The organism is Bifidobacterium saguinibicoloris, assembly GCF_019331725.1.
GTDB classification, from domain to species: domain Bacteria; phylum Actinomycetota; class Actinomycetes; order Actinomycetales; family Bifidobacteriaceae; genus Bifidobacterium; species Bifidobacterium saguinibicoloris.
Genome location: NZ_JAHBBF010000004.1, coordinates 117699 through 143019, shown reverse-complemented (window position 1 = coordinate 143019; position 25321 = coordinate 117699). Strand labels below are relative to the sequence as shown.

The window sequence follows — 25321 nt, the reverse complement described above, 5'->3', positions numbered from 1 at the left end:
CGCTCGTCGTGCTCATCATCGGCACGGTGGGCATCTCGGCCTCCATCAGACAGCTTGTCAGCGGCTACCTGCTCGAGAAGACCGACAACCAGATCATCTCGCAGAGCACCCTCATCTTCCGCAATACCGACCTGCTGCGCAGCATGGACCAGCGGAACAACGGGCTCAACACGTACTTCCTCCAGATCCGCTACGCGCAGGACGGCAAACTCACCGGACAGACCGAGACGAAGCTCTACCCGATCCTCGACGGCAACGTCGTCACCATGCCCCAGCTGCCGTCCAACTCGGCGCTCACCGACGACATGCTCGGCACGCCGTTCACCACCGGCGCGCAGATCACCACGCTCGCGAGCGTCATGGGCGGCTCGTCGTCAGGCTCGGATTCCGGTCAGGACTCGGATTCCGGGGCCTCGCAGGATTCAGGGCAGGATTCCTCCGATTCCCAGGACGATGCGGGCCGGCCCGCGGACGAGGGCTCGTCCGCCGGCTCCACCGGGATGAGGGCCTCGACGGCCCCCACGCGCAAGACCATCCAGGCGGCGGGAGCCCCCTGGCGCGTGGCCGCGTTCCGGTGGGAGGACCAGGACGCCAACGGCAACAAGGTGTTCCGCGGCATCGTGTTCATCGGCCTGTCCCTGTCCGACCAGATCGACACCATCAACACGCTTACCCGGTACTGCGCCACCGTGGGGATCGCCATCGTGCTGCTTGGCGGCTCCTTGGTGGCGCTGCTCATCCAACGCACGCTGGACCCGCTCAAGCGTATCGAGAAGACCGCGGCCAAGATCGCCGCCGGGGACCTGAGCCAGCGCGTGCCTTGGGCCCCGGAGAACACGGAGGTCGGTTCGCTCGCAGCCTCCCTCAACACCATGCTCGCGCGCATCGAGAAAAGCTTCCATGAGCAGGAGCAGACCACGGCGAAGATGAAACGGTTCGTCTCCGACGCCAGCCACGAGCTCAGGACTCCGCTCGCCGCCATCCACGGCTACGCCGAGCTGTACACCATGCAGCGTGACATGCCCGGCGCGCTCGAACGGGCCGACGAATCCATCGCCCACATCGAGAAATCCAGCCAGCGCATGACCGTCCTCGTGGAGGATCTGCTTTCGCTGGCGCGCCTCGACGAAGGGCGCGGCATCGACATGACGCAGACCGTCTCGCTCACCACCCTGGTGGCCGACGCGCTCGACGACCTGCACGCGCTCGACCCCGAGCGGGAGGTGACGCGCGGCACCGTGGCGTTCCGTCCGTCGACCGACATGGACCATCCCGCGGCCATCGACATCGCCGCCGGCCCCATGACCCCCGTCACCCTCACCGGCGACGCCTCGCGTCTGCGCCAGGTGGTCACGAACATCGTGGGCAACATCCACCGGTACACGCCGTCAGATTCGCCGGCGCGCGTTGGCTTGGGCGTCATGCCCGCCTCGATCGCGCCGGAGCGCCTCGCCCAGATGCCGTCCACCGACGAGTCGATGCGGCACTTCCTCGAAGCGGCCGACGTCGGCCAGTCGATGAGCACCGGCACCAACTATGCGGTGATCAGGTTCGAGGACCATGGCCCCGGCGTGCCGGACGAGTCCCGTTCGCAGCTGTTCGAACGGTTCTACACCGCGGACCCCTCCCGCGCGCGGGAGAAGGGCGGCACCGGGCTGGGACTGGCCATCGCGCAGTCGGTGGTCAAGGCCCATCGCGGGCTCATCTGCGCGACCGGGACGCCCGGCGGCGGACTCACGTTCACCATCGTGCTGCCGCTCGGTCCGGTCGTCGCGCCGACGGTCCAGCCGACGTCCGCGGCCGACCGGGCCGCGGACGCGGACAGGACGGCCAAGGCGAAAGGCAAGGACAAGGCCGGCAAGACGAAGCGCGGAGGCTGGTTCTCCCGCTGAGCCGACAGGACGCCCCTCCGGCGCGCTACGCCCAAAGCGAGTCGGAGGGGCGTCGCGCATGATGCGGTAGAATGGACCGGCTTACAGAAATGACGCCAGTGAAGAAAGCGAGAGTACACGATGCCCACCGGTCGAGTTCGTTGGTTCGATGCCGCCAAGGGATATGGCTTCATCACCAGTGAGGAAGGCAAGGACGTGTTCCTGCCCGCGGCCGCTCTGCCAGCCGGCTCCACCACGCTGCGCAAGGGCGCCAAGGTGGAATACTCGGTCGTCGAGGGCCGCAAGGGCCCGCAGGCGATGGACGTGACCCCGGTGGCGGCCGCACCGTCGCTGGTCAAGGCCACGCGTCCGAAGCCCGACGACATGGCCGCCATCTGCGAGGACCTCATCAAGCTGCTGGATTCGGCGGGCAACACGCTGCGCCGCCATCGCTACCCTTCCGCGGCCGAAAGCCGCAAACTCGCCACGCTGCTGCGCGCCGTGGCGGACAACTTCGACGTACAGGACTGATTCACACCCATGAGCGACAACACCGCAATCAGCGAAGACGGGACGCCGTCGGTCGACCCGCGCGAACTGGCCCGCGCCACCGCGCTGTCCGTGGCCGAGGAACCCGAACAGGTCGGCGATGTGATCGACGCCATCGACCTCGGCGACGGAGTCACCGATTTCCGTCTCGCCGCGCATGTGCGCGGCTATGAGGGATGGCAATGGTCGGTCACGCTCTACCATGACGTGGAACTCGGCGACTGGACGGTGAACGAATCCTCGCTCATCCCCACCGACGACGCGCTCATGCCTCCCGCATGGGTGCCGTGGAAGGACCGGCTGGAGCCCACCGATCTGGCACCCACCGATTCCATCGGCACCGATCCGGACGATCCGAGACTCGAGGACGGCTTCCGCAGGACCGAACCCGTCGCGGACGCCGCCGCCGATGACGCCGCGCAGGACGCGCAGGACGCGACGTCCGGCGAGGACGCTTCCGAAGGGGACGGCCACGAGACGTCCGAAACGTCCCCCGAGGACGACGGGGAGCGGGACGCCGCCGTGACGGCGGCCGTGGACGAATCGGAGGACGAGGCCGAGGCCGTCGAGGAATTCGACCTGTCCCGCCGCCACGTGCTGTCCCAGCTGGGGCGGGCGCAGACCGCCAAGCGCTGGTATGAGGGGCCGAGGGGCCCCAAGGCCATGTCCACGAAGACCGCCGCCGGCAACCTGTGCTCCACCTGCGGATTCCTCGTGCCGATCAAGGGCGAGCTCAACCGCATGTTCGGCGTGTGCGCCAACAAGTGGAGCCCCGACGACGGCCGCGTGGTCTCCCTCGACCACGGCTGCGGCGAACATTCGGAGATCGATCCGCCGGAGCCCAGCCGCCTGTGGGTGCAGTCGAAGCCCGCCTTCGACGACCTGCACATCGACATCATCGCCCAGCAGCCGCGCGAGGAGCGCGAGCCCGTCGAACTCATCGAGCAGGCCGACGCGGAGGACGACAACGACACGGACGTCGCCACCGAACAGGACATCGAGGAGAACACCGAAATCGACGCGGATTCCAAGGACGTCGCCGACAACACCGTGGAACCGGACGACGAGCCGGAGCTCGAAGCGGTCGTCGACCTCGCCGCCACGACGGACGAAACCGAAACCCCGGCATCGGACGAATCCGGGACGGAGACCGGGGAGACCATGACGGAGGAAACCGCCACGGACGCCGCCGAGGCGGAACCGACGGCGAACGGCGCGGCGCAGGAGACGGCCGAGTCGGACGGAACCGAAACGGAACCGGCACAGCCGGAGGAGTCCGTGCCGGACGAAGCCACGACGGATGTTCCCGAGACGGACGTTCCCGAGATGGAACCTGCGGCGGACGACGGCACGGGGGAGACCCCGGATGCGGATGACGGTGAAGAGACCGACGAGGCCGGTCCGGAGCCCGAACCGTCGGACGGCGCCGAACCGGACGACGGCACATCCGCGGACACCGCCGAATAGGCGCGTCACGGACGGCGCGGCCGCATCGGCGCGCATACGAGTGGACCCCGCACCATCGGACGATGGTGCGGGGTCCACTCATCATCGGGGACGCATCCGTCCCGTGGACGACGTCAGTGGACCACGGTGACCGTGCACTCGGCGAAGTTCACGATCTGACGCGACACCGAACCGAGGAAGTGCGCGTCCAGACCGCTCAGGCCACGCGACCCCACCACCAGATGGCTCGCGTACCGGGACGCGGCGACGAGCCCCTTCGACGCGCTGATGTGGAACGCGTGCGACCCCACCTCGAGGCCTTCGGGAAGCGGGGTATCCGCCAGCACGCCGGCAAGCATCTCCTCCGCACGGCGCTGACCCACCTCGATCGGGGCCACCGCGCGCTCATACCCGGGGACGCTGCCCAGATCCTTCAACTGCCAGCAGAACAGCACCTGGAGCGGCGCGTCATGCAGCCGCGCCTCCTCGGCGGCGAACGCCAACGCGCGACGTGAGATGTCGGACCCGTCCACGCCGACCACCACCGGCCTGCGGGACTCCTCCACGACGCCCTCGCTCGGCAGATAGTGCACCTTCTCCTCCACAGGGGACAACGCGTTCGCGATGTCGTCCGTCACCGTCTCCTCCTCGCCGCCGGCCAGACGCACCACCGTGACCGGCACCTCGGCCGACTCCGCGAGCGACGCGGACAGCGACCCCAGGAACCAGCGGGCCACCGGACCCAGCGAACGCCGCCCCACCACGATCTGCCGCGCGTCCCTGCCGATCTGCAGCAGCGCCGCGGTGCCCGAGGCCTTCACCGACGTGAGCGTGAGGTCGGCGGGATTGAAATCGCCCCCCTCCGACGCCTCGTCCACCCACCGGCGCAACTGGGCCGCGATGTCGCGGCGGACGCGTTCCCAGCCCTCCTCGCTGTCCGGCTCCGCACCCATGTCCCACGACCGGGTCCAGCCGTACACCGCGTTCACCCGGCGACCGGAGAGGGCCGATTCACGTATGGCCCACCGCAGCGCCGCGAACGACTCGTCCGAACCGTCCACGCCGACGACGATGTCGGCGTCAGGCGCGGCATTGAATGTCTGTGTGGTCATCATTGCCTCCTTGACGAACTGATACCCCCAGCATATCCTCCCGCGTACGTCCATAGCGGAATATCGGGACGCGGGGCGCCAAACGTCACCGCGAATCGCTAGAGTTAAGCACAGTGTCAATTGAGGAAGGACAAGTATGTTCGAACGGTTCACAGACCGTGCGCGGCGCGTGATCGTGTTGGCGCAGGAAGAGGCGAGGTCTCTCCAGCACAACTACATCGGCACCGAACACCTTCTGCTCGGCCTGATCCGCGAAGGAGAGGGCGTGGCCGCGAAGGCGCTCGCCGCCAAGGGCGTCGAGCTGGACGCCACCCGCAAGCAGGTCGAGGAGATGATCGGCAAGGGCAACGCGACATCCAACGGCCACATTCCCTTCACTACGCACGCCAAGCAGGTGCTCGAACTGAGCCTGCGCGAGGCGCTGCAGCTCGGCCACAGCTACATCGGCACCGAGCATATCCTGCTCGGCCTGATCCGCGAGGGCGAGGGCGTCGGCACCCAGGTGCTCATCAAGATGGACGTCGATCTGGGCGAGCTGCGCTCCACCACCATCGACATGATCCGCGGCAACTCCGGCACCGCCGACGCCAAGGGCGATCTGGCGAACGCCGGCGGCGTGGCCGACAAGGCCAACAAGTCCGGCTCCGCCATCCTCGACCAGTTCGGCCGCAACCTCACCCAGGAGGCCGCCGAAGGCAAGCTCGACCCGGTCATCGGCCGCTCCAAGGAGATCGAGCGCGTGATGGTGGTGCTGTCCCGTCGCACCAAGAACAACCCCGTGCTCATCGGTGAGCCCGGCGTCGGCAAGACCGCCGTCGTCGAGGGCCTCGCGCAGAAGATCCAGGCCGGCGACGTGCCCGAGACCCTCAAGGGCAAGCAGGTGTACTCGCTGGACCTCGGCTCCATGGTGGCCGGCTCCCGCTACCGCGGTGACTTCGAGGAGCGTCTGAAGAAGGTCCTCAAGGAGATCAAGACCCGCGGCGACATCGTCCTGTTCATCGACGAGATCCACACCATCGTCGGCGCCGGCTCGGCGGACGGCGCGCTCGGCGCCTCCGACATGCTCAAGCCGATGCTCGCGCGCGGCGAGCTCCAGACCATCGGCGCCACCACCACGGACGAGTACCGCAAGTACATCGAGAAGGACGCGGCCCTCGAGCGCCGCTTCCAGCCCATCCAGGTGCACGAGCCCACCGTGGCCGAGACCATCGAGATCCTCAAGGGTCTGCGCGGACGCTACGAGAACCACCACCACGTGACCATCACCGACGGTGCGCTCCAGTCCGCCGCCGAGCTGTCGGCGCGCTACATCCAGGACCGCAACCTGCCGGACAAGGCCATCGACCTGATCGACGAGGCCGGCGCACGCCTCAGGATCAAGCGCCTGACCACGCCGCCCGAACTCAAGGAGCTCGACCAGAAGATCGCCAAGATTTCCGCCGAGAAGGAGCAGGCCGTCAAGGACCAGGACTTCGAGAAGGCCGCCTCCCTGCGCGACAGCCTCGAGACCATGCAGTCCGAGCTCAAGGAGAAGCAGAAGGCCTGGCACGAGGGCGAATCCGACGTGAAGATGGTCGTGGACGAGGATGTGATCGCCGAGGTCATCTCCTCCACCACCGGCATCCCGGTCGTCAAGCTCACCCAGGCGGAGTCGAAGAAGCTGCTCAACATGGAGGCGGAGCTCCACAAGCGCATCATCGGCCAGGACGAGGCGGTGTCCGCGCTGTCCCGCTCCATCCGCCGCACCCGTGTGGGCCTCAAGGACCCGAAGCGTCCGTCCGGCTCGTTCATCTTCGCCGGCCCCACCGGCGTGGGCAAGACCGAGCTGGCCAAGACGCTCGCCGAATTCCTGTTCGACGACGAGGACGCGCTCATCCGCGTGGACATGTCCGAGTTCTCCGAGAAGTACGCGGCGTCCCGTCTGTTCGGCGCGCCCCCGGGATACGTCGGCTACGAGGAGGGCGGCGAGCTCACCGAGAAGGTGCGCCGCAAGCCGTTCTCCGTGGTGCTGTTCGACGAGATCGAGAAGGCGCATCCGGACATCTTCAACACGCTGCTGCAGGTGCTCGACGACGGCCATCTCACCGACGGCCAGGGGCGCAAGGTGGACTTCAAGAACACCATCATCATCCTGACCACCAACCTCGGCACGCGCGACATCGCCAAGGCCGCCAACACCGGCTTCAACCTCGGCTCGAACACCGAGTCCAGCTACCAGCGCATGAAGGAGCAGGTGAGCGCCGAGCTCAAGCAGCAGTTCCGCCCCGAGTTCCTCAACCGCCTGGATGACATCATCGTGTTCAAGCAGCTCACCGAGCCGCAGGTGCGCCAGATCGTCGACCTCGACGTCAAGCGGCTCAACGACCGTCTGTTCGACCGTCACATGTCGCTCGAGCTCACCGACAAGGCGAAGGACCTGCTCGCACAGAAGGGCTTCGACCCGCTGCTCGGCGCCCGTCCGCTGCGCCGCGTGATCCAGCGCGACATCGAGGACGCCATCTCGGAGAAGATCCTCATGGGCGACCTCAAGGACGGCCAGCGCGTGGTCGTCGATTCGGAGGGCGAGGGCATCCTCGGCGAGTTCACCTTCAAGGGCGAGACGTTCGAGGAGCCGTCCAAGGACGGAGACGCTCCGGCATCCCCGGCGGGGGACGGCCAGCCTGAGCTGGTCGGTGCGACGGCCACCGACGCCGCGTCCGGTGACGCTCCGGCGGAAGGCGACGCGGAGTGACGTCCCGGCCGTGACGAACGGCCATGAAGACGGATGAAGGGCTTCGGTTCCAAGGGGAACCGAAGCCCTTCATCGTATGCGCCGCCGGAAGACGGTCAGCCGGAGAAGTCCACCTCGCCGAGCTTGTCGATGAGCTTCATGTTCTCGGAATAATCGACCGGGCAGGCGATGATGTCGATGCCCGAACCGGAGCGCAGCGCGGCACGCAGGGTGGGGTAGAGCTGGTCGGCCGATTCGATGAGATGGCCCTTCGCGCCGAAGCTCATGCCCAGCTCCACCACATCCGGGTTGTTGAAGTCCACGTACTCGTGGCTGCCGTCATGCAGGTCCATCTTCCACTTGATGAGGCCGTACGCCTCGTCCACCCACACGAGGATCACGATGCGCGCGCCCACGCGCACCGCGGTCTCGATCTCCTGCACGTTCATCATGAACGAGCCGTCGCCCATCACCGCGAGCACCGGGCGCCCGGGGTTCTCCAGCGAAGCCGCCACCGCGCCGGGAAGCGTCCACGCCATGGTGGAGAGCGAATTGTCGATGACGCACGTGTTCGAATAGTAGGTGGGGTAGAGGCGGGCCATCCACATCTTCAACGCGCCGGTGTCCACCAGTGCGATGTCCGTGTCCGTCTCCATGGCCCGGCGCGTGTCCGCGACGATGCGCTGCGGCTTCATCGGGAACGAATCGTCCTGCGTGTAGGACTCGTATTCGTCCGTCAGCAGCTCGTGGATCTTCGGATGGGACACGCCGAACGTCACACGCTGGCGCCGCAGCGCGTCGACCAGCGCGGACAGGGTCGCGTCGATGTTGCCCATGATGTTCAGGGCCGTCGAATAATGCGCGTCCGTGTCCTCGATGAACGTGTTGATGTGGATGATCGTCTTGTCGTCGTTCGGATTGATCTTCTTCGGATCGAACTGCTGGATCGAGAAGCCGACCGCGATGATGAGGTCCGCCTCGTCGAACGCGAAGTTCTCGTAGTCGTGGCGCATGAAGCCGACCACGCCCAACGCCAGCGGGATGCGGTCCGAGATCACGCCCTTGCCTTCGAACGTCGTGGCCACCGGCACGTTGAGCTGCTCGGCCAGGGCGAGCAGACGGTTCTCCGCATGGCCGCGCGCCACGCCGTTGCCGGCGAGGATGATCGGGTGCTTCGCGCCGCGGATGATGCTCACCGCGCGTTCGATCGTGTCCGGCGTGGGGGCGAAGCTCATCGGGTTCGGCAGGGGCAGCGGCCTCGCGCCCTCGGGCGCCGGCATCTCGGCCACGTCCTCCGGCAGGATCAGGCAGGTCGCGCCCGGACGGTTGCGCTGCGCGATCGAGAACGCCTTGCGGACCATCTCCGGCACGGACGCCGGCTCCATCACCATCGACGTCCACTGCGTCAAAGGCCGGAACACGGACACCAGGTCCACGATCTGATGCGACTCCTTGTACAGACGCGTCACGTTGCCCTGCGCGCAGATCGCCACCAGCGGCACCGTGCTCGCGTTCGCCTGCGCCACCGGAAGCGTCAGGTTCAGCGCGCCCGGGCCGAGCGTCGCCAGGCACACGCCCGGCCTGCCGGTCAGATGGCCCTGCGTGGCCGCCATGAAGCCGGCGCCCTGCTCGTGACGCGTCAGCACGAAGCGGATGCGCCCGTCGCGGGCGATGGCCTCCATCAGCGGGATGTTCTCCTCGCCGGGGATGCCGTACATGATGTCGACGCCCTCGTTGACGAGGCATTCGACGAACAGGTCCGCCACCGTGCGGACGTGGGACCCAGGCCGGGACGAAGACGCCGGCGATTGCTCGGATACGGAAGATGCTGCATTCACGGAAGGGAAGTGTAACAGTCGGCATGCGCGGTTCGCGTCCATGGCATGTCACACCCGTCCGCATGGCGGACTTTCCGGAGACGGTCGCGCACGGAGGCCGTCGCAAGAATTCACCGATGTTCACCTGCCCGTAGGCTGCCCGGACATGTCCGTTCAACCGGCGGCCATAGCGTGGCAGCCGTGAGCAGGATGAAGTCAGACCGGCGCGGTCACGCCGGCGGACGGCGGATGGCCGTCCTCACGGGCATGGCGATCCTGGCCGTCGCGGCCGTCACCGTGCCGAACGCATTCGCATCGAACGGCATGAATCCGCTGACGGGAACGGATCCGGGGAACACGGGCGTCGTCACCGTCGCGGACATCACCGATTTCCACGGGCATATCGAACGCGGCGAAGCCAACGCGGAAGGATTCGAACTCGCCGAATCCCATAATCCCGGCGGCATGGTGGCCGTGTCCGCCGGCGACCTGGTCGGCGGCAGCCCGTACGAATCGGCCTACGAGCAGGACCGCCCCACGCTCGACATGGCCAAGACGTGGGGGCTGGGCATCTCCGCCATGGGCAACCACGAGCTCGACAGGGGCGTCGCCGACTTCAACGACCGCATCGCCGACCCCGCCAACGGCATCGACTGGCTGTGCGCCAACGTCTCCGCACGCAACAAGAGCGCGCACGGCAAGCTCTCCCGGGTCAAGGACTACGTCATCCGCAAGATCGGCGGCAAACGGGTCGCCTTCATCGGCGCCATCACCGACGCGCTCGGCGCCGTCACCACGCCGCGCATCACCGCCGACGCCGACCTCGGCGAGACCGCGGTGCACGCCATCAACCGCGTCGCCGACCAGCTGAGCGACGGCGATGAGGCGAACGGCGAAGCGGACGCGGTCGTCGTCCTCCTGCACGCCGACGCATCGGCCGCCGCGGGACACGGCGACGCCGCCATCGACTCCAACGTCGACCTCGTCTACTCCGGCCACAGCCACGCCGTCAAACGGATGCGCACCGCCGCCGGCGCGCCCATCATCGAAGCGGGCAGCTTCGGACGGCAGATGGCCGTGCAGGACCTCGTCATCGAGGGGAAAGGGCGGCACGCGCGTGTGACGGTGAATGACGTGGACCTCGGCAACGGCACCACCGCATCCGCGGTCCCCGGCGTCATCGACCTCAACGGGGATGACGGCGTGGCGCGGGCGAAACAGGCCGCCTGGGAATCGGCCGGAACGCCCGCCGAACGCGTGCGTCGCGCACGCGACGTCTACCAGGCCGCCGCGGCCGGATCGCAACGCGTCGGAAACGAGGTCGTCGGCACCATCGCGAAGCACGCCTACTTCGGCAAGGCGTCCCGCAGCGGGGAGAACGCGCTCGGCACGCTCGTCGCCGACGCCGAGCGCGAGGCGGTGCAACGCGCCGCCTACGCGGGGGACCGCATCCCCGTCGTCGGATTCTCCAACGACGGCAGCCTGCGCACACGGAGCCTCGACCTTGACGGCGACGGCGTCATCACCCGACGCGAGGTGGACAGCATGATGGCCCTCCAGTTCAAGGTCGCGAAGACCACGCTCACCGGACGCGAACTCAAGGCCGTGCTCGCCCAACAGTGGAGGCGACATGACGGCAAGCTCGCCGTGGCGCATCTCGGCGTGTCCTCCAACGTGTCCTACCGGTACTCGACGGACGGGGAGGCGGACGTCGTATCCGGGGAGCCGGCGCGGGACGCCGGCGACGTGCGCATCGTCGACCTGCGCGTCGACGGCAGGCCGATCGGAGACGACGACATCGTCATCGCCGCGGCCAACTCGTTCCTGCTGCAGGGCGGTGACCGGTACACCGCCTTCCGCACGGGCAGCGACTACCACGAGTTCGACGAAGGGTACGGCGACGCGCTGGCCGCCTACCTGCGCCGGCATCCGGCCGTGCGGAACGACGCGCCGGCCACCGGGACGGAGCTCGCGTAGCGGCGCGTCATTCCGCATGCCCGTTCCGTGGGCTTACACAACACGAAGGCCCCTGTCCGGTTCAATGAACCGGACAGGGGCCTTGTCCGTCATGATGGAGGAATCCGCGCCTGTGCGGTGCGAATCCCTCCCGCGGGAATCACTTCACCGCGTTGAGCCACTGCTCCTTCGTGGCCTTCTCGGCCTCGAGCTTCGCCTTCTTCTTCGGATCGGACTCCGCCTCGATCTTCGCGGACAGCTCGGCCAGCTGGGCGTTGAGCTGCTCCTCGAAGCTGGACTTGCGGGCGTCGGCCTCGGGATCCGACTGCTTCCACGCAGCGTCCTCGACGGCCTTGATCTGCTTGTCCACGGCGTCCAGACGGCCCTCGATGCGACGCATGTCGTCACGCGGCACATAACCGATCTGGTCCCACTCCTCCTGAATCTTCGCGAGCTCCTGGCGGGCGTGCTTGGCGGCCTTCTCGTCCGAGACGGGCACCAGGGCCTCGGCCTTGACGAGCAGCGCCTCCTTGGCGGCCAGGTTCTCCTTCTCGGAGGAGCTGATCTGGTCGCGGTCCGCCTGACGCGCGTTGAAGAACGTGTCCGCGGCCTCACGGAAGCGGGCCCACAGGGCGTCGTCCTCGTTGCGGCCGGCGCGGCCCGCGTGCTTCCAACGGTCCATGAGCTCGTTGAACCTGCGGGAGGTCTCGCCCCACGCGGTGGAATCCTTCAGCTCGTTCGCCTCGGCGATGATCTGCTCCTTGGCGGCCTTCGCCTCGTTGCGCTCCACGTCGCGGGCCTGCGCCCACTTGCGGCGCGCCTGGTTGAACGTGGTGCGGGCGGCGGAGAAACGCTTCCACAGCTCGTCCGCGTCCTTCTTGTCGATGCGCACGTTGTTGCGCTGGTGGGCCTGCCACTCGTCGAACAGCTCGCGGAAACGGTCCGCGGTGGAGCGCCAGTTCGTGTTGTCGCCCAGCGAGGCGGCCAGCTCCTCGGCCTTCTCCACGATGGCGGTGCGGCCCGCGATGGCCTTGTCCATCGCGGCCTTGCGCGCCTCGGCGATCTGCGCCTTCTTCGCCTCGCCGGCGGCCTCGAGCTCCTTGAGCTGCGCCTTCAGCGCGGCGATGTCACCCACCACGGCCGGGGAGGCGGTCTCCTCGGAGAGCATCTTCAGCGATTCGTCGATCTCGCGCGGCTTGACGTTGCGGGACTTCAGACGCACGGCCAGCGCGTCCAGCTTGGCCTTGAGGTCAAGGAACCTGCGGGCGTACAGCGCCAGCGCCTCCTCCTTCGACACGTCCGGGAACTGGCCCACCTCGCGCTCGGCGTCGCCCTCGCGCACGTACACGGTGCCGTTGTCGTCCACGCGGCCGAAGGCCTCGGCCGCCTTCACGTCCGCCTCGGAGTGGCCGGACGCTGCCGGCGCGGACACGTGGGCGGCGGGAGCCTTCCTCGCGAACGCGGCCGGGGACGGCGCGTGCGGCTTCGGCATGGCGGAGGGTTTGGGAGCCGCGGGTACGGCCTTCTCCACGGCGGGCGTCGCTGCCTGCTCGGTGGTCTCGGTGGTGTTCTCGGGTTCGGTGACGTTTTCGTCGGCCATGGCCAGCTCCTTACAGCTTGGAAGTGTGTGCGATGCGTGCCGACATCCCCGGTGGAACCGTGATGTTTGACGCAACCCTCACCTATTATATTGATTCCGTGGCTAAAGGCGCATCAATTTCAGGATTTCCAGAGTGGCTCCCCTCTGAACGCGTTGTGGAGCAGCGTGTCATCGACACGCTCCGTGAAGTTTTCGAGCTCAACGGCTTCCTCGGCATCGAGGCCCGTGCCGTCGAGACCGGGGCGTCCCTGCTGAAGAAGGGCGAGACCAGCAAGGAGATCTACCTGCTGTCCCGTCTGCAGGAGGTCGGACACGAGTCCGACACCCCGATCGAGGAGCGGCTCGGCCTGCACTTCGACCTCACCGTGCCGCTGAGCCGGTACGTGGTCGAGCATTCCGGCCAGCTCGCCTTCCCGTTCAAGCGGTGGCAGATCCAGAAGGTCTGGCGCGGCGAACGTCCGCAGGAGGGCCGTTACCGCGAGTTCGTCCAGGCCGACATCGACGTGATCGGGCAGGGCGACCTGCCGGACCACTACGAGGTGGAGCTGCCGCTCGTCATGGTCTCCGCGCTGGAGCGCCTGCGCGCGTTCGGCCTGCCCAAGGCCACCGTGCACGCGAACAACCGCAAGCTGTCCGAGGGCTTCTACCGCGGGCTGGGACTTACCGACATCGAGGGCGTGCTGCGCGAGATCGACAAGCTCGACAAGATCGGCGCCGATGAGGTCGCGAAGCTTCTCGTCGAGGAGTGCGGCGCGTCCGAGGCGCAGGCCAGGGCCTGCCTCGAGCTCGCCGAGCTGACCGCGGCCGACGGCGCCGAGCTCGCCTCGAAGTTCGACGCGCTGTGCGCGGGCCACGGCATCGCCTCCGATTCCGAGGCGTACGCGCTGGCCCGCCAGGGTCTCGACACGCTCGCGATGATCGTCGACGAGGCCGCCGCCATCCGCCCCGGCTCCGTGATCGCCGACCTCAAGATCGCGCGCGGACTCGACTACTACACCGGTTCCGTCTACGAGACGTTCCTCGACGGCGCCGCCTCGCTCGGCTCCATCTGCTCCGGCGGACGCTACGACAACCTCGCCAGCCAGGGCAGCCGCAAGTACCCGGGCGTGGGCCTGTCCATCGGCCTGAGCCGTCTCGTGAGCTACATGCTGCACACCGCCGGAGCGCACGCCAGCCGCGTCTCCCCGGCCTCCGTGCTGGTCGCCGTGTGGAACGAGGAGGAGCGCGCGGGCGCCAACCGCATTGCGAACACGCTGCGCTCGCGCGGCATCGCGGCCGACGTGGCCCCCACCGCCGCCAAGCTCGGCAAGCAGATCAAGTACGCCGACAAGCTCGGCATCCCGTACGTGTGGTTCCCCGGCCAGGACGGCGCGGGCGACGAGGTCAAGGACATCGTCACCGGCGACCAGGCCCCGGCCGACGCCACGTCGTGGGAGCCGGATACTGTTAATGCCCGGCAAACCGTTGTCATCGGCTGATTTCCGCGCCGGAACGCATGGAAACCAACGTCGTCAACATTGAAAGAGGAAGCATGAGCCAGACGGCTTACAGAACACACCACGCCACCGAGGTCACCGAGGCCCTGGTCGGCCAGAAGGTCACCCTCGCCGGTTGGGTCGACCGTCGCCGTGACCACGGCGGCGTCGCCTTCATCGATCTGCGCGACTCCACCGGTCTCGTGCAGGTCGTCATCTACGACGAGGACATGGCCCGCCCGCTGCGCAGCGAATTCGTCATCCAGGTCGTCGGCGAGGTCCGCCTGCGTCCGGAGGGCAACGAGAACGAGCACCTCGCCACCGGCAAGATCGAGGTCGTGGCGGAGAGCATCGAGATCCTCGCCAAGTCCGACGCCCTGCCGTTCCAGGTGTCCACCGCCCTGGAGAACGAGTCCGAGAACAAGCTGCCCGGCGAGGACATCCGCCTCAAGTACCGTTACCTCGACCTGCGCCGCCCGTCCATGCAGCACAACCTGAAGCTGCGCTCCGACATGGCCAAGGCCGCCCGCCACGCGCTCGAGGACATGGACTTCACCGAGGTCGAGACCCCGACCTTCATCAAGTCCACCCCGGAGGGCGCCCGCGACTTCGTCGTGCCGGCCCGCCTCGTGCCCGGCTCCTGGTACGCGCTGCCGCAGTCCCCGCAGCTCCTGAAGCAGCTGCTCATGGTCTCCGGCGTCGAACGCTACTACCAGCTGGCCCGCTGCTACCGCGACGAGGACTTCCGCGCCGACCGCCAGCCCGAGTTCACGCAGCTCGACATGGAGATGGCGTACGTCGACCAGGAGGACGTCATGGCCATGGCCGAGAAGGTCATCGCCGCCATCTGGAAGACCGCCGGCTACGAGGTCACGCTGCCGCTGCCGCGCATCACCTGGCAGGACGCCATGGACAAGTACGGCTCCGACAAGCCGGACCTGCGCTTCGGCAACCCGCTCATCGAGCTCACCGAGTACTTCAAGGACACGCCGTTCCGCGTGTTCCAGGCCCCCTACGTGGGCGCGGTCCTGTTCAAGGGCGGCGCCTCCACGCCGCGCCGCCAGTTCGACGCGTGGCAGGAGTGGGCCAAGCAGCGCGGCGCCAAGGGTCTCGCGTACGTGTCCTTCACCGAGGACGGCGAGCTCAAGGGCCCCGTTGCCAAGAACCTGTCCGATGAGGAGCGCGCCGGCCTCATGGAGGCCGTCGGCGCCGAGCCCGGCGATGCCGTGTTCTTCGCCGCCGGCTCCCGCGAGTCCTCCCAGCTGCTGCTGGGTGCCGTGCGCGTCGAGCTCGCCTCCCGCGCCGGCCTGCTCGACCCGAAGAAGTTCGCGTTCACGTGGGTCGTCGACTTCCCGCTGTTCAAGCGCACCGACGATCCGGACGACGACGATGTGGCGGTCGGCCACTCCAAGTGGACCTCCATGCACCACCCGTTCACCATGCCGTCCAAGGACTGGATCGACAAGTTCGACCAGGATCCGGAGCACGCCATGTCCGACTCCTACGACATCGTCTGCAACGGCGAGGAGATGGGCGGCGGTTCCGTGCGTATCCACCGCGACGACATCCAGGACCGCGTCCTCAACGTCCTCGGCATCAGCTCCGAGGAGGCCGCGGAGAAGTTCGGCTTCCTGCTCGAGGCCTTCAAGTACGGCGCCCCGCCGCACGCGGGCATCGCCCTCGGCTGGGACCGCACTGTGTCGATCCTCGCCGGCGCCGACACGATCCGCGACGTCATCGCCTTCCCGAAGGCGGGCGGCGGCCGTGACCCGCTGACCGGCGCCCCGGCCCCGATCTCGGCCGAGCAGCGTGCCGAGACCGGCGTCGACTACGACCCGGACGAGGATGAGGACTGATCGTCCCCATATCGGTTGAGGAGGGCGGAACCCATGTGGTTCCGCCCTTTTTGCTATCTTGTCGGTTCCTGATTCTCGCGCCCCGGGAATCGGGAACCGAACACCCGTTCGAGGAACCACCCATCATGGGAGGCGACGACCAGCGCGCCCGGGTAATCGGCCAATAACTTCGCCAATGCCTGCCTGGACGACAGGTCCAGATGGTTTGTCGGCTCGTCCATGACGATCAGCTGCGGCCGGGCAGGCAACGCCAGGCACAGCAGCAGCTTGCGCAGCTCCCCGGGCGACGGCTCGCCGTCCGCGAGCAGCCGGTCGGGGTCGGCGTTGAGCCGCGCGTACGCGCCGAGCACGCGCGCCCGGCCTTCGGACGGCAGCGCGTGCAACCGCTCCAGCGCTCGGACGGCGTCGGTATGGTCCGTGTTCTGTGCAATGACCAGTCGCGGCACGTCGGCGGCATGGGCGAGCATCGCACGCAGCAGCGTCGATTTGCCGGTCCCGTTCGGCCCGGTCACCGCCACATGGTCCTGCGCCCCGATCGAAATCAATGGGATCGCGAGCCCTGTGGCCGTAATGCCGTCAGCGGGCGGCGACAACCTGATCCGATCGCCGGAGACGGCGGCGCGGGACAACTCGGACGCGTCGAGATCCGTGACGTTCCGTCCGTCGAACCGGATCACGCCCGGTTCGAGCCGCACGAGCTCGCGTCGACGACTCGGCTCGATGTCGAGCCAGATGTCGCCTTCATATCGTTTCGCCGCGGTCGTGAGGCCCTCCGCGCGCCGGCGCGCCGCGTCGAGGCGCCCGTCGAGCTGCGTGTATTGCCGGGTCGTCGCGGCGCCGATCGTCGGTCGGCCGTACTTGAGCGCGGCCCGGGCGTCATGGTCCTTCGGGTCGATGCGCCGGCCGCCCCGCTTGGCGGCGTCGAGACGCCGCACGTCCGCGGACCGTCGCGCCTTGACCGACTCCAACCGTGCGGTCTCGCGCCGGGCCGCGTCCAGGACGGACGCATCGGCGACGTCGCGCGCGTCCATCAGTCGCGCGGCCTGCGTGTACCCGCCGGGATACGTGTCGGCGACGGTCACGTTGCGCGTACCGACATGCCGGCGCGAAAGCACTATGCACCGGTCGCACGTCGCGTCGATGAGCGCCACGTCATGCGATACGGCGATGCCGATGCCCCGATACCGGCGCATCGCGGCGATGATGTGGCCGCGTGTCCCCGCGTCGACGTGGTTGGTCGGCTCGTCGAGGATCAGTACGTCAGGCCGTCCGGCGAGCGCGCAGGCGATCTGCAGACGCTTACGCTCGCCGCCGGAGAGCGTGCCGTACCGGTACGGCCAGTCGTCGCCGAGTCCGAGGTCGTCGCGCAGTGCGATCGCCTCGGGCGACCAGTCGGCCGCGAAATCGTCGAGATTCGCCGGGGCGTCCGCGACATCCTGCGGGCAGTATCCGACGATCAGTCGTTTCGGATCGGGGGAGACGGTACCGCCGTCGGGGCGCAGCGCTCCGCGTACGATGGCCATCAATGTGGATTTGCCGATGCCGTTGTCGCCGAGCACCGCGCTCCAGCCGTGTGGGAACGACGCGGAGATGCCGGCGAACAACGGTTTCGGAGCATCCGGATAGGTGAAGGTGACGCCCGTCAGGGTGAGGATGAATGGTTGCATGAGTCACGCCTTTCGTTTCGGCGTGCTGTGATGATCGGGCGATGACGACGGTAGGGAACCTATGGGATTCGGCGGCCGACGTCCCGGCATGCGCATCCGGCATCACACACCACGAGGAATCGTGGTCGCGGGAGGGGCATCGGGCCGCTGATGGATGACGCGCGGCGGCACGCTTCGGCGCGTGGTTCCGCTGCACTACCGTCATCCTTCACAGGCGCAATGTACTTCGTTCCTTTCATTCGGGCCTCTTGGCATATGGGAGACCCCGTCTGTACGTCGCGGGTCATCGTACACGGGGGAATTGACCGGGCGCCGGTTCCCGTCTTTTCACGTCCCGAAAACCGGGAACCGGGATGACCGATAATGGGCCTATGAGGAACCGCTTACTCGTTGTCTGCGTTGTGATCGCCGTCTGCGTCGTCGTCGAGGCCGCACTGCGCTGGCCGGCAGTGTTCCACATGTCATATCTGCTGATGCCGTTGGTCGCGATCGCTTCGCTCGCCGTGCTGGCGGCCCGTCCGCGCACCGGCGCATGGCTGGTCGCGATGGTCACCTGCGTCGGACTCGTCTCGCCGTTCCCGATGTCGTACTCGTTCCTCATCGCCATGGTGCCGGCCGTCATGATCATCTGGAGGGACGGCCGCTGGGCCGCCGTGCTCGTATCGGCGCTCGCCGCGACCGCGCTGCTCGTCGACCGCAGGGTCCTGTTCGGGTTCGGCGTCTCCGATTCGGCGGTCATCGCGTTCGCCTACCTCATGTGCGCGATGCTGATCGCCGTCCTTTCGCGTTGGCAGTCGGACCGGCTGCATGCCCGGGAGCGTGCACGGCGCCGATGCGAACGCGAACGCGTGGCCGCCACGCTGCACGACCGGGCCACCAACGATCTGGCGAACGCGGTCATGCGCATCAATGCCGACCTCGACTCGGAAGGGTTCGGTTTCGACGAACGCCAATCGGCGGAGCTGCGCGGCATCCGCGACATGATCCGCCATGCGATGACCGCCACATATCAGGCGATCGACACGCTCGACGCGTCGGACGCGGACGTGCGGCATCCTATGGACGACGCCGGTCCTCGCCCAGAAACAGACGGATCGCCTCGGCGCGGGACGAAGCGCCGAGTTTGAGCCGCGCTCGCCGCATGACCACGAACACGGTCGACGGGCGGATGCCGAGTTCGTCGGCGATCTCCTCCGTGGAACGGTTGCGCGCGTATCGTTCCAGCACCTGCCGCTCCCGTGCGGACAGCGCCGCGTTGCGCCCGGCGGCCTCCGACATCGCCGCGTACGCGGCGTCCGCCGTGCGGAATCCCTCCATCGGCGTGCCGCCGGCGACCAGACGGACGGCGTCGGCAAGCTCGCGCGGCGTCGCGTCCTTGCCGACGAGACCCTGCGCGCCGGCGTCCGCGGCCATGCGACGGTAGTGGTTCGGCGAGTACGAGGTGATCGTGAGCATCGCCGGCCGTGCCGACGCTTCGCGGATGCGCCGGCACGCCTCGGCGCCGTCCATGTCCGTCAGGGACATGTCCATGACGAGCACGTCCGGGACGGCCTCATCCTCGCCGAGGCAATGATGGACCGCCGCGCCGCCGGTCGTCGCCGTCCATAGGATGCGTGCGCCGGGCAGCGCCCGCCCGATCGTCCGCGCGAGCATGCGTAGCGCGAACAGGTCGTTGTCCACAATCGCGATCGTCGTCATGACCTCCATTATCGCGTACAGGAAATCTGTATGCGGCGTTGTCCGGAAGCCTCCGTCCTTCGATACTGGAGGCATGACAGACAACGACGGGAGGTGCGTCATGAATAACGGGACCAACGGAACCATCGCCAGGAATCGTGGGAACGGTTCCCACGGCCATGGCCGGAAACGCGCCGTCGCGCTCGCCATCGCGGCCGTGCTGGCGCTCGCCATCGCGCTCGTGGGCTGCGCCGGCGTGGACGCGCACCGCTGGATGACCGGACGGGCGCCCCTGTTCGCGTTGCGTTCATCGCGTGCGGTCGAGGGCGGCGTCCGGACCGACTATCGCGGACTGTGGTACGGCGCGTCGGTCGTCCGGTTCGACGACGGGAACGGCTACGCGCACGCCGGCCTCGGACCGGGTGCGGTCGCCGAGCCGCCGTTCGACGTGCGCAAGGCGGTCGACGCCGTCACGGACGAACTGGAACGTCGCGGACTTGCTGACATGTCGTCGCGATTGGACGACGGCGGGTACGTGACGGACTGCGGCTCCTCGACCGACGACGGCGGGGAATGCGTTTCCGAGCGCGTGGGGGAGGACCCGCGGTCGTTCTCCCGCGTGCGCATCCTCGACTGGACGCGCGACGGCGACGTCGTGCACGCGTACGTCTACGCGTTCGGCGAGGAGTTCTACCGGTCGCTCGAAGGCGACCATATCGTCATGGACTCCGGCGGCGAATCGACGTGGACCGCCGACCTCGACGTGTCGGACGGCGCGACGCGGCTGACGGCGCTGCACGAGGCCGGAGGCGTGTCCTCGTCGGAGATCCGGGGCGCCGACTGGACGGATCTCGCCCAACGCATGTTCCTGATGATGCCGCACGACGGGTCGGACGCGTCCAGCGCGCCGATGCGGCAAGGCGTCGAAGACGACGCGAAACGGCATTATCAAGGGACCGACGGACGGATCCACCACCTCATCGACGGCGAGTTCACGCCGGCGAATGGGTGACCGGTTCCCGATTTCCGATATCGGAGAATCGGGAACCGGGACGTCCGGGGATTGAGCCGGTCATAGATGATTCCTATGGGCTTGGCGGCGTGGCAGGACGCGGCGTCGCTAAGCTGGGCGGGACGTACGGGCCCGACGCGAGCGGGCCGTGACGGACGACATGAAGGGGGACCTATGACCTTGGAGATTCTCGACTGGCATGACGGCGACCTGCTCGCCAAGCCCGTGTTCGACAGGCTGAACGCGCTGGTGGCGGCGGGCGTGCCCGAATCGAAGATCCTGGGCGTGACCATCAACACGGACGAGGAATCGGACACCGACCTGTGGTGCCCGAAATACGGCGTGCCGTTCGCCGTCACCGGCAACGTGGTCGTCGTCCACACGCACAAGACCCGCAAGGCGCCGCCCGAATTCGCCGCCGCGTTCGTCACGGCCGACACGCGCGCCGACCTCAACGGCGTGGTGAAGCACACGCTCGAGGTGTCGAAGGTGAGCTTCGCGCCGATCGCGGACGCGGTCGAGGCGACCGGCATGGAATCGGGCGGCATGTCGCCGATCGGATTGCCGGAGACGTGGCCGCTGCTCGTCGACCAGCACATCCTGTCCATCCCGAAGCTGTATCTCGGCAGCGGCATCCGCCCCTCGAAACTCGTGGTGGAGGGATCCATCTTCGCGGACATCCCCGGCGTGCGGTTCGTGGCCGGACTGGGCAAGCCGCGCCCCGTGCGGTGAGTGGACGAGGCCGGTCCGTCCCACATAGTGAACTCCTGATGTCCGGCTGGTAGTTCGCCGGTAACACGGTGCCGTTATACTGACCTCCCATGTCAGAGAAACAAGAAGAAACGCGCCCCGTGGCGCCGCTGGTCCCGGGCGACGAGCCCGGCCGTCCGCTCGTCGAGCTGACCCACGTCGAGAAGCACTTCGGCGATCTGCACGTCCTCAAGGACATCAACCTCACCGTCAACAAGGGTGAGGTGCTCGTCATCGTCGGACCCTCCGGATCCGGCAAATCCACCATGTGCCGCACCATCAACCGCCTCGAGACCATCGACTCCGGCGACATCCGCATCGACGGCAAGGCCCTGCCCCAGGAAGGCAGGGAGCTCGCCAACCTCAGGGCCGAAGTGGGCATGGTGTTCCAGTCCTTCAACCTGTTCGCCAACAAGACCATCCTCGAGAACGTGACGCTCGCGCCCATCAAGGTGCGCCACATGGACAAGAAGGAGGCCGAGCGTCTCGCCATGGACCTGCTCGCCCGCGTGGGCGTCGACTCCCAGGCCAACAAGATGCCGTCCCAGCTCTCCGGCGGCCAGCAGCAGCGCGTCGCCATCGCCCGCGCGCTCGCCATGCGCCCGAAGGTCATGCTCTTCGACGAGCCGACCTCCGCGCTCGACCCGGAGATGGTCAACGAGGTGCTCGACGTCATGGTCGAACTCGCCCACGAAGGCATGACCATGCTGTGCGTCACCCATGAGATGGGCTTCGCGCGCAAGGCCGCGGACCGCATCGTGTTCATGGCCGACGGCCAGATCCTCGAACAGAGCACGCCCGACGAGTTCTTCGAGCATCCGAAGACCGAGCGCGCCAAGGACTTCCTCTCGAAGATCCTCACCCACTGACGCCGGACCCGCTGATTCGGGCATACCGGATATTTCGGATATGAAGGAAACGGTGGAACCAACACCATGACAGCATTGAGACCATCATTCAAACGCATGGCCGGGCGCATCATCGCCGCCGTGGCCGCGGTGGCGTGCACGATGTCGCTCGCCGCATGCGGCGCGGACGAGGAAGGCAAGATCCGCATCGGCATCAAATTCGACCAGCCCGGCCTGGGCTTCAAGAAGTCCGGCACCTACGTGGGCTTCGACGTGGACGTGGCCAAGTACATCGCCAAGAAGCTCGGCTACTCCGAGGACGAGATCGTCTGGAAGGAGGCCCCGTCCAAGCAGCGCGAGGCCATGCTCCAGAACGGCGACGTCGACATGATCCTCGCCACCTACTCGATCACCGACGAGCGCAAGAAGGCCGTGTCCTTCGCCGGACCGTACTTCGTGGCCGGCCAGGACCTGCTCGTGCGCAAGGACGACCATTCCATCAACGGCCCCCAGGACCTCAACGGCAAGCGCCTGTGCTCCGTCACCGGTTCGACCTCCGCGGCCACCGTCAAGGAGAAGTTCGCCTCCGAGGTGCAGCTCATGGAGCAGCCGGGCTACGCGGAATGCGCGACCGCCCTGTTCTCCGGCATCGTGGACGCGGTGACCACCGACGACATCATCCTCGCCGGCCTCGCCTCCGCGTCCCGCGGCAAGCTCAGGGTCGTGGGCAAGCCGTTCACGCAGGAGTACTATGGCGTCGGCATCAAGAAGGGCGATACCAAGTTCGCCGCGCAGATCAACAACGCGATCGTCGACATGATCCAGGACGGTTCGTGGAAGCGCGCCATAGCCGACAACACCAAGGGCACCTCGTACACGCCCGACGTGCGCTACAACCCGCCGACACCGGACGAGGGGGAGAAGTGATGAACGGATTCCTCGAACTCTTCAGCCAGTACGACGTCCCGGGCGCGTTCCTCGTCAACATCGAGCTGACCCTGTGGTCCGCCCTGTTCTCGATGATCCTCGGCGTCATCCTCGTGGTGATGCGCATCTCGCCGATCTCCTCCCTGAGGGCCGTGGCCGGTGCCTACGTGGAGCTGTTCAAGAACCTGCCGCTCACCATCATCATGGTGTTCATGGTGCTCGGCGCCTACGCGCAGCTGAAGCTCACCTTCTCCGACACGTTCGCCACGAACTTCTTCTGGCTGGCCGTCACCGGCCTCAGCCTGTACACCGCGGCGTTCGTATGCGAGTCGCTGCGAAGCGGCATCAACACCGTGCCGCTCGGCCAGGCCGAGGCGGCGCGCGCGCTGGGCCTCGGGTTCATGCAGTCCGCCACCGAGATCATCCTGCCGCAGGCGTTCCGCGGCTCCGTGGCGCCGCTCGGCAACACGCTCATCGCGCTGCTCAAGAACTCCACCGTGGCCGCCGCCGCATCCGTGTCCACCGAGACCTCGTCCCTGATGAGCTCGATGATCGAATTCCGTCCCGACGTGATCATCCAGATCTTCCTGATCTTCGCGTTCGGCTACGTGATCCTCATCATCCCGATCGGCATGCTCACCACGTATCTGTCCAACAAGCTCGCCGTGAGGAGGTGACCGTCATGGCCGATACTTCGAATTCCGTCCTGTTCGACGCGCCCGGTCCCAAGGGCCGTCGCACCATCCGCATCGTCAACTGGATAGCCGGACTCGTCTTCGCCGTCGTGCTCGTGCTCATCCTCATGCGTCTGCACAATCCGCCGGACGGCGAGAACCAGCTGAGCTGGGAGCTGTGGAAGCCGGCGGTCGACCGCGAGGCGTGGACCGACTTCTATCTGCCCGGCCTGTGGATGACCATCCAGGCGACGGTCGTGGCCGTGATCGGCGCCGTCCTGTTCGGTCTGGTGTTCGGCGTGGGCCGACTGCTCCCGAGCACGCTGCTGCGCGGCGTGTCCGCGGTGATCGTTGAATTCTGCCGTGCCGTGCCCGTGCTGCTGCTCATGATCTTCTTCTGGCGTTGGTTCGCGTTCGCGGGACTTCCCAGCCCCTCCTACTGGGCCGTGGTGATCGCGCTCATCCTGTACAACGGCTCCGTGGTGGCCGAGCTGGTGCGTTCCGGCGTAGGCAACCTGCCGAACGGCCAGCGCGAGGCGTCGCTCGCGCTCGGTCTGACCGAGACGCAGTCGCTCATCCAGATCGAGGTGCCGCAGGCCGTGTACGCCATGCTGCCGGCGGCCGTCACCCAGCTGGTCGTCGTCCTCAAGGACACGGCGCTCGGCTCGATCATCATGTACACGGACCTGCTGCAGGAGTCGCGCCGTCTCGGCTCGATGTACTTCAACATCCTCCAGACGCTCGTCATGGCCGCCGTGGTCTACTTCATCGCCTGCTGGCTGCTGTCGCGCCTGGCCGAATGGCTGCCCGAACGCATGCAGCAGCGCACCGCCGCCCCGGCCGAGCCCGAGCCGGTCGCCCCGATCGCCGCCGGCGACCCGTCCAACGTCAACCAGATCGCCGTGGCCAAGGAGGTCGAGGAGCTGCCGCTCGGCGGCACGCCGCGCAAGTACCATGTGCACCACCGCGGCACCAACGCCTCCATCCGCAACTGGCGCAAGACCCGGTACGAGCAGGGCTACGACGCCACGCAGCCCGATTCGCAGGTCGACCCGGAGACCGGGCGTCCGATCCGCGAGGAGAAGGCCCGCAAGGCGAAGATCGCCAAGTCGGAGGCGGATGCGCCGCACCATGACCAGTACGGCCACGGCGAGAAGCATGACCGCGCCGTGTTCAAGCCGCACAACGACATCGGCGGCACACACACCGATCTGGGCCGCAAGCCGAAGATTTGAGCCGCGCATGCGGGCCGCCGCGACGGTCCGCTAAGACCACGCACATCCGGCACGAAGAGTTCACCGAGTGTTCGGATGCGACATGCGCCGCATGAACGGACGGCGGATAGGTTGGGGGACATGACATTGTTCCCCGACC

Annotated in this window: 19 protein-coding genes; 14 read left to right on the top strand and 5 right to left on the bottom strand. The window is 67.5% G+C overall.

The annotated features are described in order from the left end of the window. Window positions 1–68 precede the first annotated feature (68 nt). From KIH78_RS04305 to KIH78_RS04295, 3 genes are all read left to right on the top strand, one after another. Window positions 69–1892 carry a sensor histidine kinase gene (locus tag KIH78_RS04305; RefSeq protein ID WP_420830116.1) on the top strand — a complete coding sequence of 608 codons (1824 nt, stop codon included), beginning with the start codon at window positions 69–71 and terminating at the stop codon, window positions 1890–1892. 120 nt (window positions 1893–2012) lie between these two features. Continuing rightward, a complete protein-coding gene (locus tag KIH78_RS04300; protein ID WP_219131408.1) occupies window positions 2013–2402 on the top strand; it encodes a cold-shock protein in 390 nt (129 codons plus the stop codon). Window positions 2403–2411: 9 nt separating this feature from the next. After that, on the top strand, window positions 2412–3887 hold the full coding sequence (locus KIH78_RS04295; RefSeq protein WP_219131407.1) for a DUF3027 domain-containing protein: 1476 nt from the start codon (window positions 2412–2414) through the stop codon (window positions 3885–3887). 113 nt (window positions 3888–4000) lie between these two features. Here KIH78_RS04295 and KIH78_RS04290 read toward each other — a convergent pair whose 3' ends face one another. Next, window positions 4001–4981 carry a universal stress protein gene (locus tag KIH78_RS04290; protein WP_236034407.1) on the bottom strand — a complete coding sequence of 327 codons (981 nt, stop codon included), beginning with the start codon at window positions 4979–4981 and terminating at the stop codon, window positions 4001–4003. A 133-nt stretch (window positions 4982–5114) separates the two neighbouring features. Between KIH78_RS04290 and KIH78_RS04285 the strand changes: the two genes are divergently transcribed. Beyond that, window positions 5115–7709 carry an ATP-dependent Clp protease ATP-binding subunit gene (locus KIH78_RS04285; protein ID WP_236034406.1) on the top strand — a complete coding sequence of 865 codons (2595 nt, stop codon included), beginning with the start codon at window positions 5115–5117 and terminating at the stop codon, window positions 7707–7709. Between the two features lie 95 nt (window positions 7710–7804). On the opposite strand, the gene KIH78_RS04280 is transcribed toward KIH78_RS04285, so the two are convergent. Beyond that, window positions 7805–9526 (bottom strand): acetolactate synthase large subunit, encoded by a 1722-nt coding sequence (locus tag KIH78_RS04280; RefSeq protein WP_420830113.1) that lies wholly within the window; start codon window positions 9524–9526, stop codon window positions 7805–7807. A 228-nt stretch (window positions 9527–9754) separates the two neighbouring features. On the opposite strand from KIH78_RS04280, the gene KIH78_RS04275 reads away from it, so the two are divergent. Beyond that, window positions 9755–11482 (top strand): bifunctional metallophosphatase/5'-nucleotidase, encoded by a 1728-nt coding sequence (locus tag KIH78_RS04275; RefSeq protein ID WP_214311025.1) that lies wholly within the window; start codon window positions 9755–9757, stop codon window positions 11480–11482. A 139-nt stretch (window positions 11483–11621) separates the two neighbouring features. Here the strand turns inward: KIH78_RS04275 and KIH78_RS04270 are convergent, their stop codons facing one another. Next, window positions 11622–13061, bottom strand: coding sequence for a DUF349 domain-containing protein (locus KIH78_RS04270; RefSeq protein ID WP_214311023.1), 1440 nt, complete (start codon window positions 13059–13061; stop codon window positions 11622–11624). A 98-nt stretch (window positions 13062–13159) separates the two neighbouring features. Here KIH78_RS04270 and hisS point away from each other — a divergent pair, with 98 nt between their 5' ends. Both hisS and aspS read left to right on the top strand, forming a co-directional pair. Continuing rightward, on the top strand, window positions 13160–14539 hold the full coding sequence (gene hisS, locus KIH78_RS04265; RefSeq protein ID WP_219131468.1) for a histidine--tRNA ligase: 1380 nt from the start codon (window positions 13160–13162) through the stop codon (window positions 14537–14539). A 53-nt stretch (window positions 14540–14592) separates the two neighbouring features. Further along, on the top strand, window positions 14593–16392 hold the full coding sequence (gene aspS, locus KIH78_RS04260; RefSeq protein WP_214311022.1) for an aspartate--tRNA ligase: 1800 nt from the start codon (window positions 14593–14595) through the stop codon (window positions 16390–16392). Between the two features lie 53 nt (window positions 16393–16445). On the opposite strand, the gene KIH78_RS04255 is transcribed toward aspS, so the two are convergent. Continuing rightward, the gene (locus KIH78_RS04255; RefSeq protein ID WP_219131405.1) at window positions 16446–18059 is read right to left on the bottom strand and encodes an ATP-binding cassette domain-containing protein; all 1614 of its coding nucleotides are present in this window, start codon (window positions 18057–18059) and stop codon (window positions 16446–16448) included. Between the two features lie 371 nt (window positions 18060–18430). Here KIH78_RS04255 and KIH78_RS04250 point away from each other — a divergent pair, with 371 nt between their 5' ends. Next, window positions 18431–19186 (top strand): hypothetical protein, encoded by a 756-nt coding sequence (locus tag KIH78_RS04250; protein ID WP_219131404.1) that lies wholly within the window; start codon window positions 18431–18433, stop codon window positions 19184–19186. Here the strand turns inward: KIH78_RS04250 and KIH78_RS04245 are convergent. After that, window positions 19116–19757: a response regulator transcription factor gene (locus KIH78_RS04245; RefSeq protein WP_219131403.1), complete on the bottom strand. Its 642-nt coding sequence runs from the start codon at window positions 19755–19757 to the stop codon at window positions 19116–19118. The two genes, KIH78_RS04250 and KIH78_RS04245, sit on opposite strands and share 71 nt — an antisense overlap. 100 nt (window positions 19758–19857) lie before the next feature. On the opposite strand from KIH78_RS04245, the gene KIH78_RS04240 reads away from it, so the two are divergent. From KIH78_RS04240 to KIH78_RS04215, 6 genes are all read left to right on the top strand, one after another. Further along, window positions 19858–20748 (top strand): hypothetical protein, encoded by an 891-nt coding sequence (locus KIH78_RS04240; protein ID WP_219131402.1) that lies wholly within the window; start codon window positions 19858–19860, stop codon window positions 20746–20748. A 174-nt stretch (window positions 20749–20922) separates the two neighbouring features. Next, a complete protein-coding gene (locus tag KIH78_RS04235; RefSeq protein ID WP_219131401.1) occupies window positions 20923–21480 on the top strand; it encodes a YbaK/EbsC family protein in 558 nt (185 codons plus the stop codon). A gap of 89 nt (window positions 21481–21569) precedes the next feature. After that, entirely contained in the window at window positions 21570–22367 is a 798-nt protein-coding gene (locus KIH78_RS04230) for an amino acid ABC transporter ATP-binding protein (protein ID WP_236034404.1), read from the top strand. Window positions 22368–22433: 66 nt separating this feature from the next. Then, entirely contained in the window at window positions 22434–23273 is an 840-nt protein-coding gene (locus KIH78_RS04225) for a glutamate ABC transporter substrate-binding protein (RefSeq protein ID WP_219131400.1), read from the top strand. Further along, on the top strand, window positions 23273–23950 hold the full coding sequence (locus KIH78_RS04220) for an amino acid ABC transporter permease (RefSeq protein ID WP_214311013.1): 678 nt from the start codon (window positions 23273–23275) through the stop codon (window positions 23948–23950). The genes KIH78_RS04225 and KIH78_RS04220 overlap by 1 nt, the downstream gene beginning before the upstream one ends. A gap of 5 nt (window positions 23951–23955) precedes the next feature. Continuing rightward, window positions 23956–25182 (top strand): amino acid ABC transporter permease, encoded by a 1227-nt coding sequence (locus KIH78_RS04215; RefSeq protein ID WP_236034403.1) that lies wholly within the window; start codon window positions 23956–23958, stop codon window positions 25180–25182. The last annotated feature ends 139 nt before the right edge of the window (window positions 25183–25321 follow it).

What these genes read in the sequence shown, in the direction of transcription:
- KIH78_RS04300 (WP_219131408.1), top strand. Translation starts at nt 2,013, where the DNA reads ATGCCCACCGGTCGAGTTCGTTGGTTCGATGCCGCCAAGGGATATGGC.
- KIH78_RS04295 (WP_219131407.1), top strand. Translation starts at nt 2,412, where the DNA reads ATGAGCGACAACACCGCAATCAGCGAAGACGGGACGCCGTCGGTCGAC.
- KIH78_RS04290 (WP_236034407.1), bottom strand. Translation starts at nt 4,981, where the DNA reads ATGATGACCACACAGACATTCAATGCCGCGCCTGACGCCGACATCGTC.
- KIH78_RS04285 (WP_236034406.1), top strand. Translation starts at nt 5,115, where the DNA reads ATGTTCGAACGGTTCACAGACCGTGCGCGGCGCGTGATCGTGTTGGCG.
- KIH78_RS04275 (WP_214311025.1), top strand. Translation starts at nt 9,755, where the DNA reads ATGGCCGTCCTCACGGGCATGGCGATCCTGGCCGTCGCGGCCGTCACC.
- KIH78_RS04270 (WP_214311023.1), bottom strand. Translation starts at nt 13,061, where the DNA reads ATGGCCGACGAAAACGTCACCGAACCCGAGAACACCACCGAGACCACC.
- aspS (WP_214311022.1), top strand. Translation starts at nt 14,593, where the DNA reads ATGAGCCAGACGGCTTACAGAACACACCACGCCACCGAGGTCACCGAG.
- KIH78_RS04255 (WP_219131405.1), bottom strand. Translation starts at nt 18,059, where the DNA reads ATGCAACCATTCATCCTCACCCTGACGGGCGTCACCTTCACCTATCCG.
- KIH78_RS04250 (WP_219131404.1), top strand. Translation starts at nt 18,431, where the DNA reads ATGAGGAACCGCTTACTCGTTGTCTGCGTTGTGATCGCCGTCTGCGTC.
- KIH78_RS04245 (WP_219131403.1), bottom strand. Translation starts at nt 19,757, where the DNA reads ATGACGACGATCGCGATTGTGGACAACGACCTGTTCGCGCTACGCATG.
- KIH78_RS04240 (WP_219131402.1), top strand. Translation starts at nt 19,858, where the DNA reads ATGAATAACGGGACCAACGGAACCATCGCCAGGAATCGTGGGAACGGT.
- KIH78_RS04235 (WP_219131401.1), top strand. Translation starts at nt 20,923, where the DNA reads ATGACCTTGGAGATTCTCGACTGGCATGACGGCGACCTGCTCGCCAAG.
- KIH78_RS04230 (WP_236034404.1), top strand. Translation starts at nt 21,570, where the DNA reads ATGTCAGAGAAACAAGAAGAAACGCGCCCCGTGGCGCCGCTGGTCCCG.
- KIH78_RS04225 (WP_219131400.1), top strand. Translation starts at nt 22,434, where the DNA reads ATGACAGCATTGAGACCATCATTCAAACGCATGGCCGGGCGCATCATC.
- KIH78_RS04220 (WP_214311013.1), top strand. Translation starts at nt 23,273, where the DNA reads ATGAACGGATTCCTCGAACTCTTCAGCCAGTACGACGTCCCGGGCGCG.
- KIH78_RS04215 (WP_236034403.1), top strand. Translation starts at nt 23,956, where the DNA reads ATGGCCGATACTTCGAATTCCGTCCTGTTCGACGCGCCCGGTCCCAAG.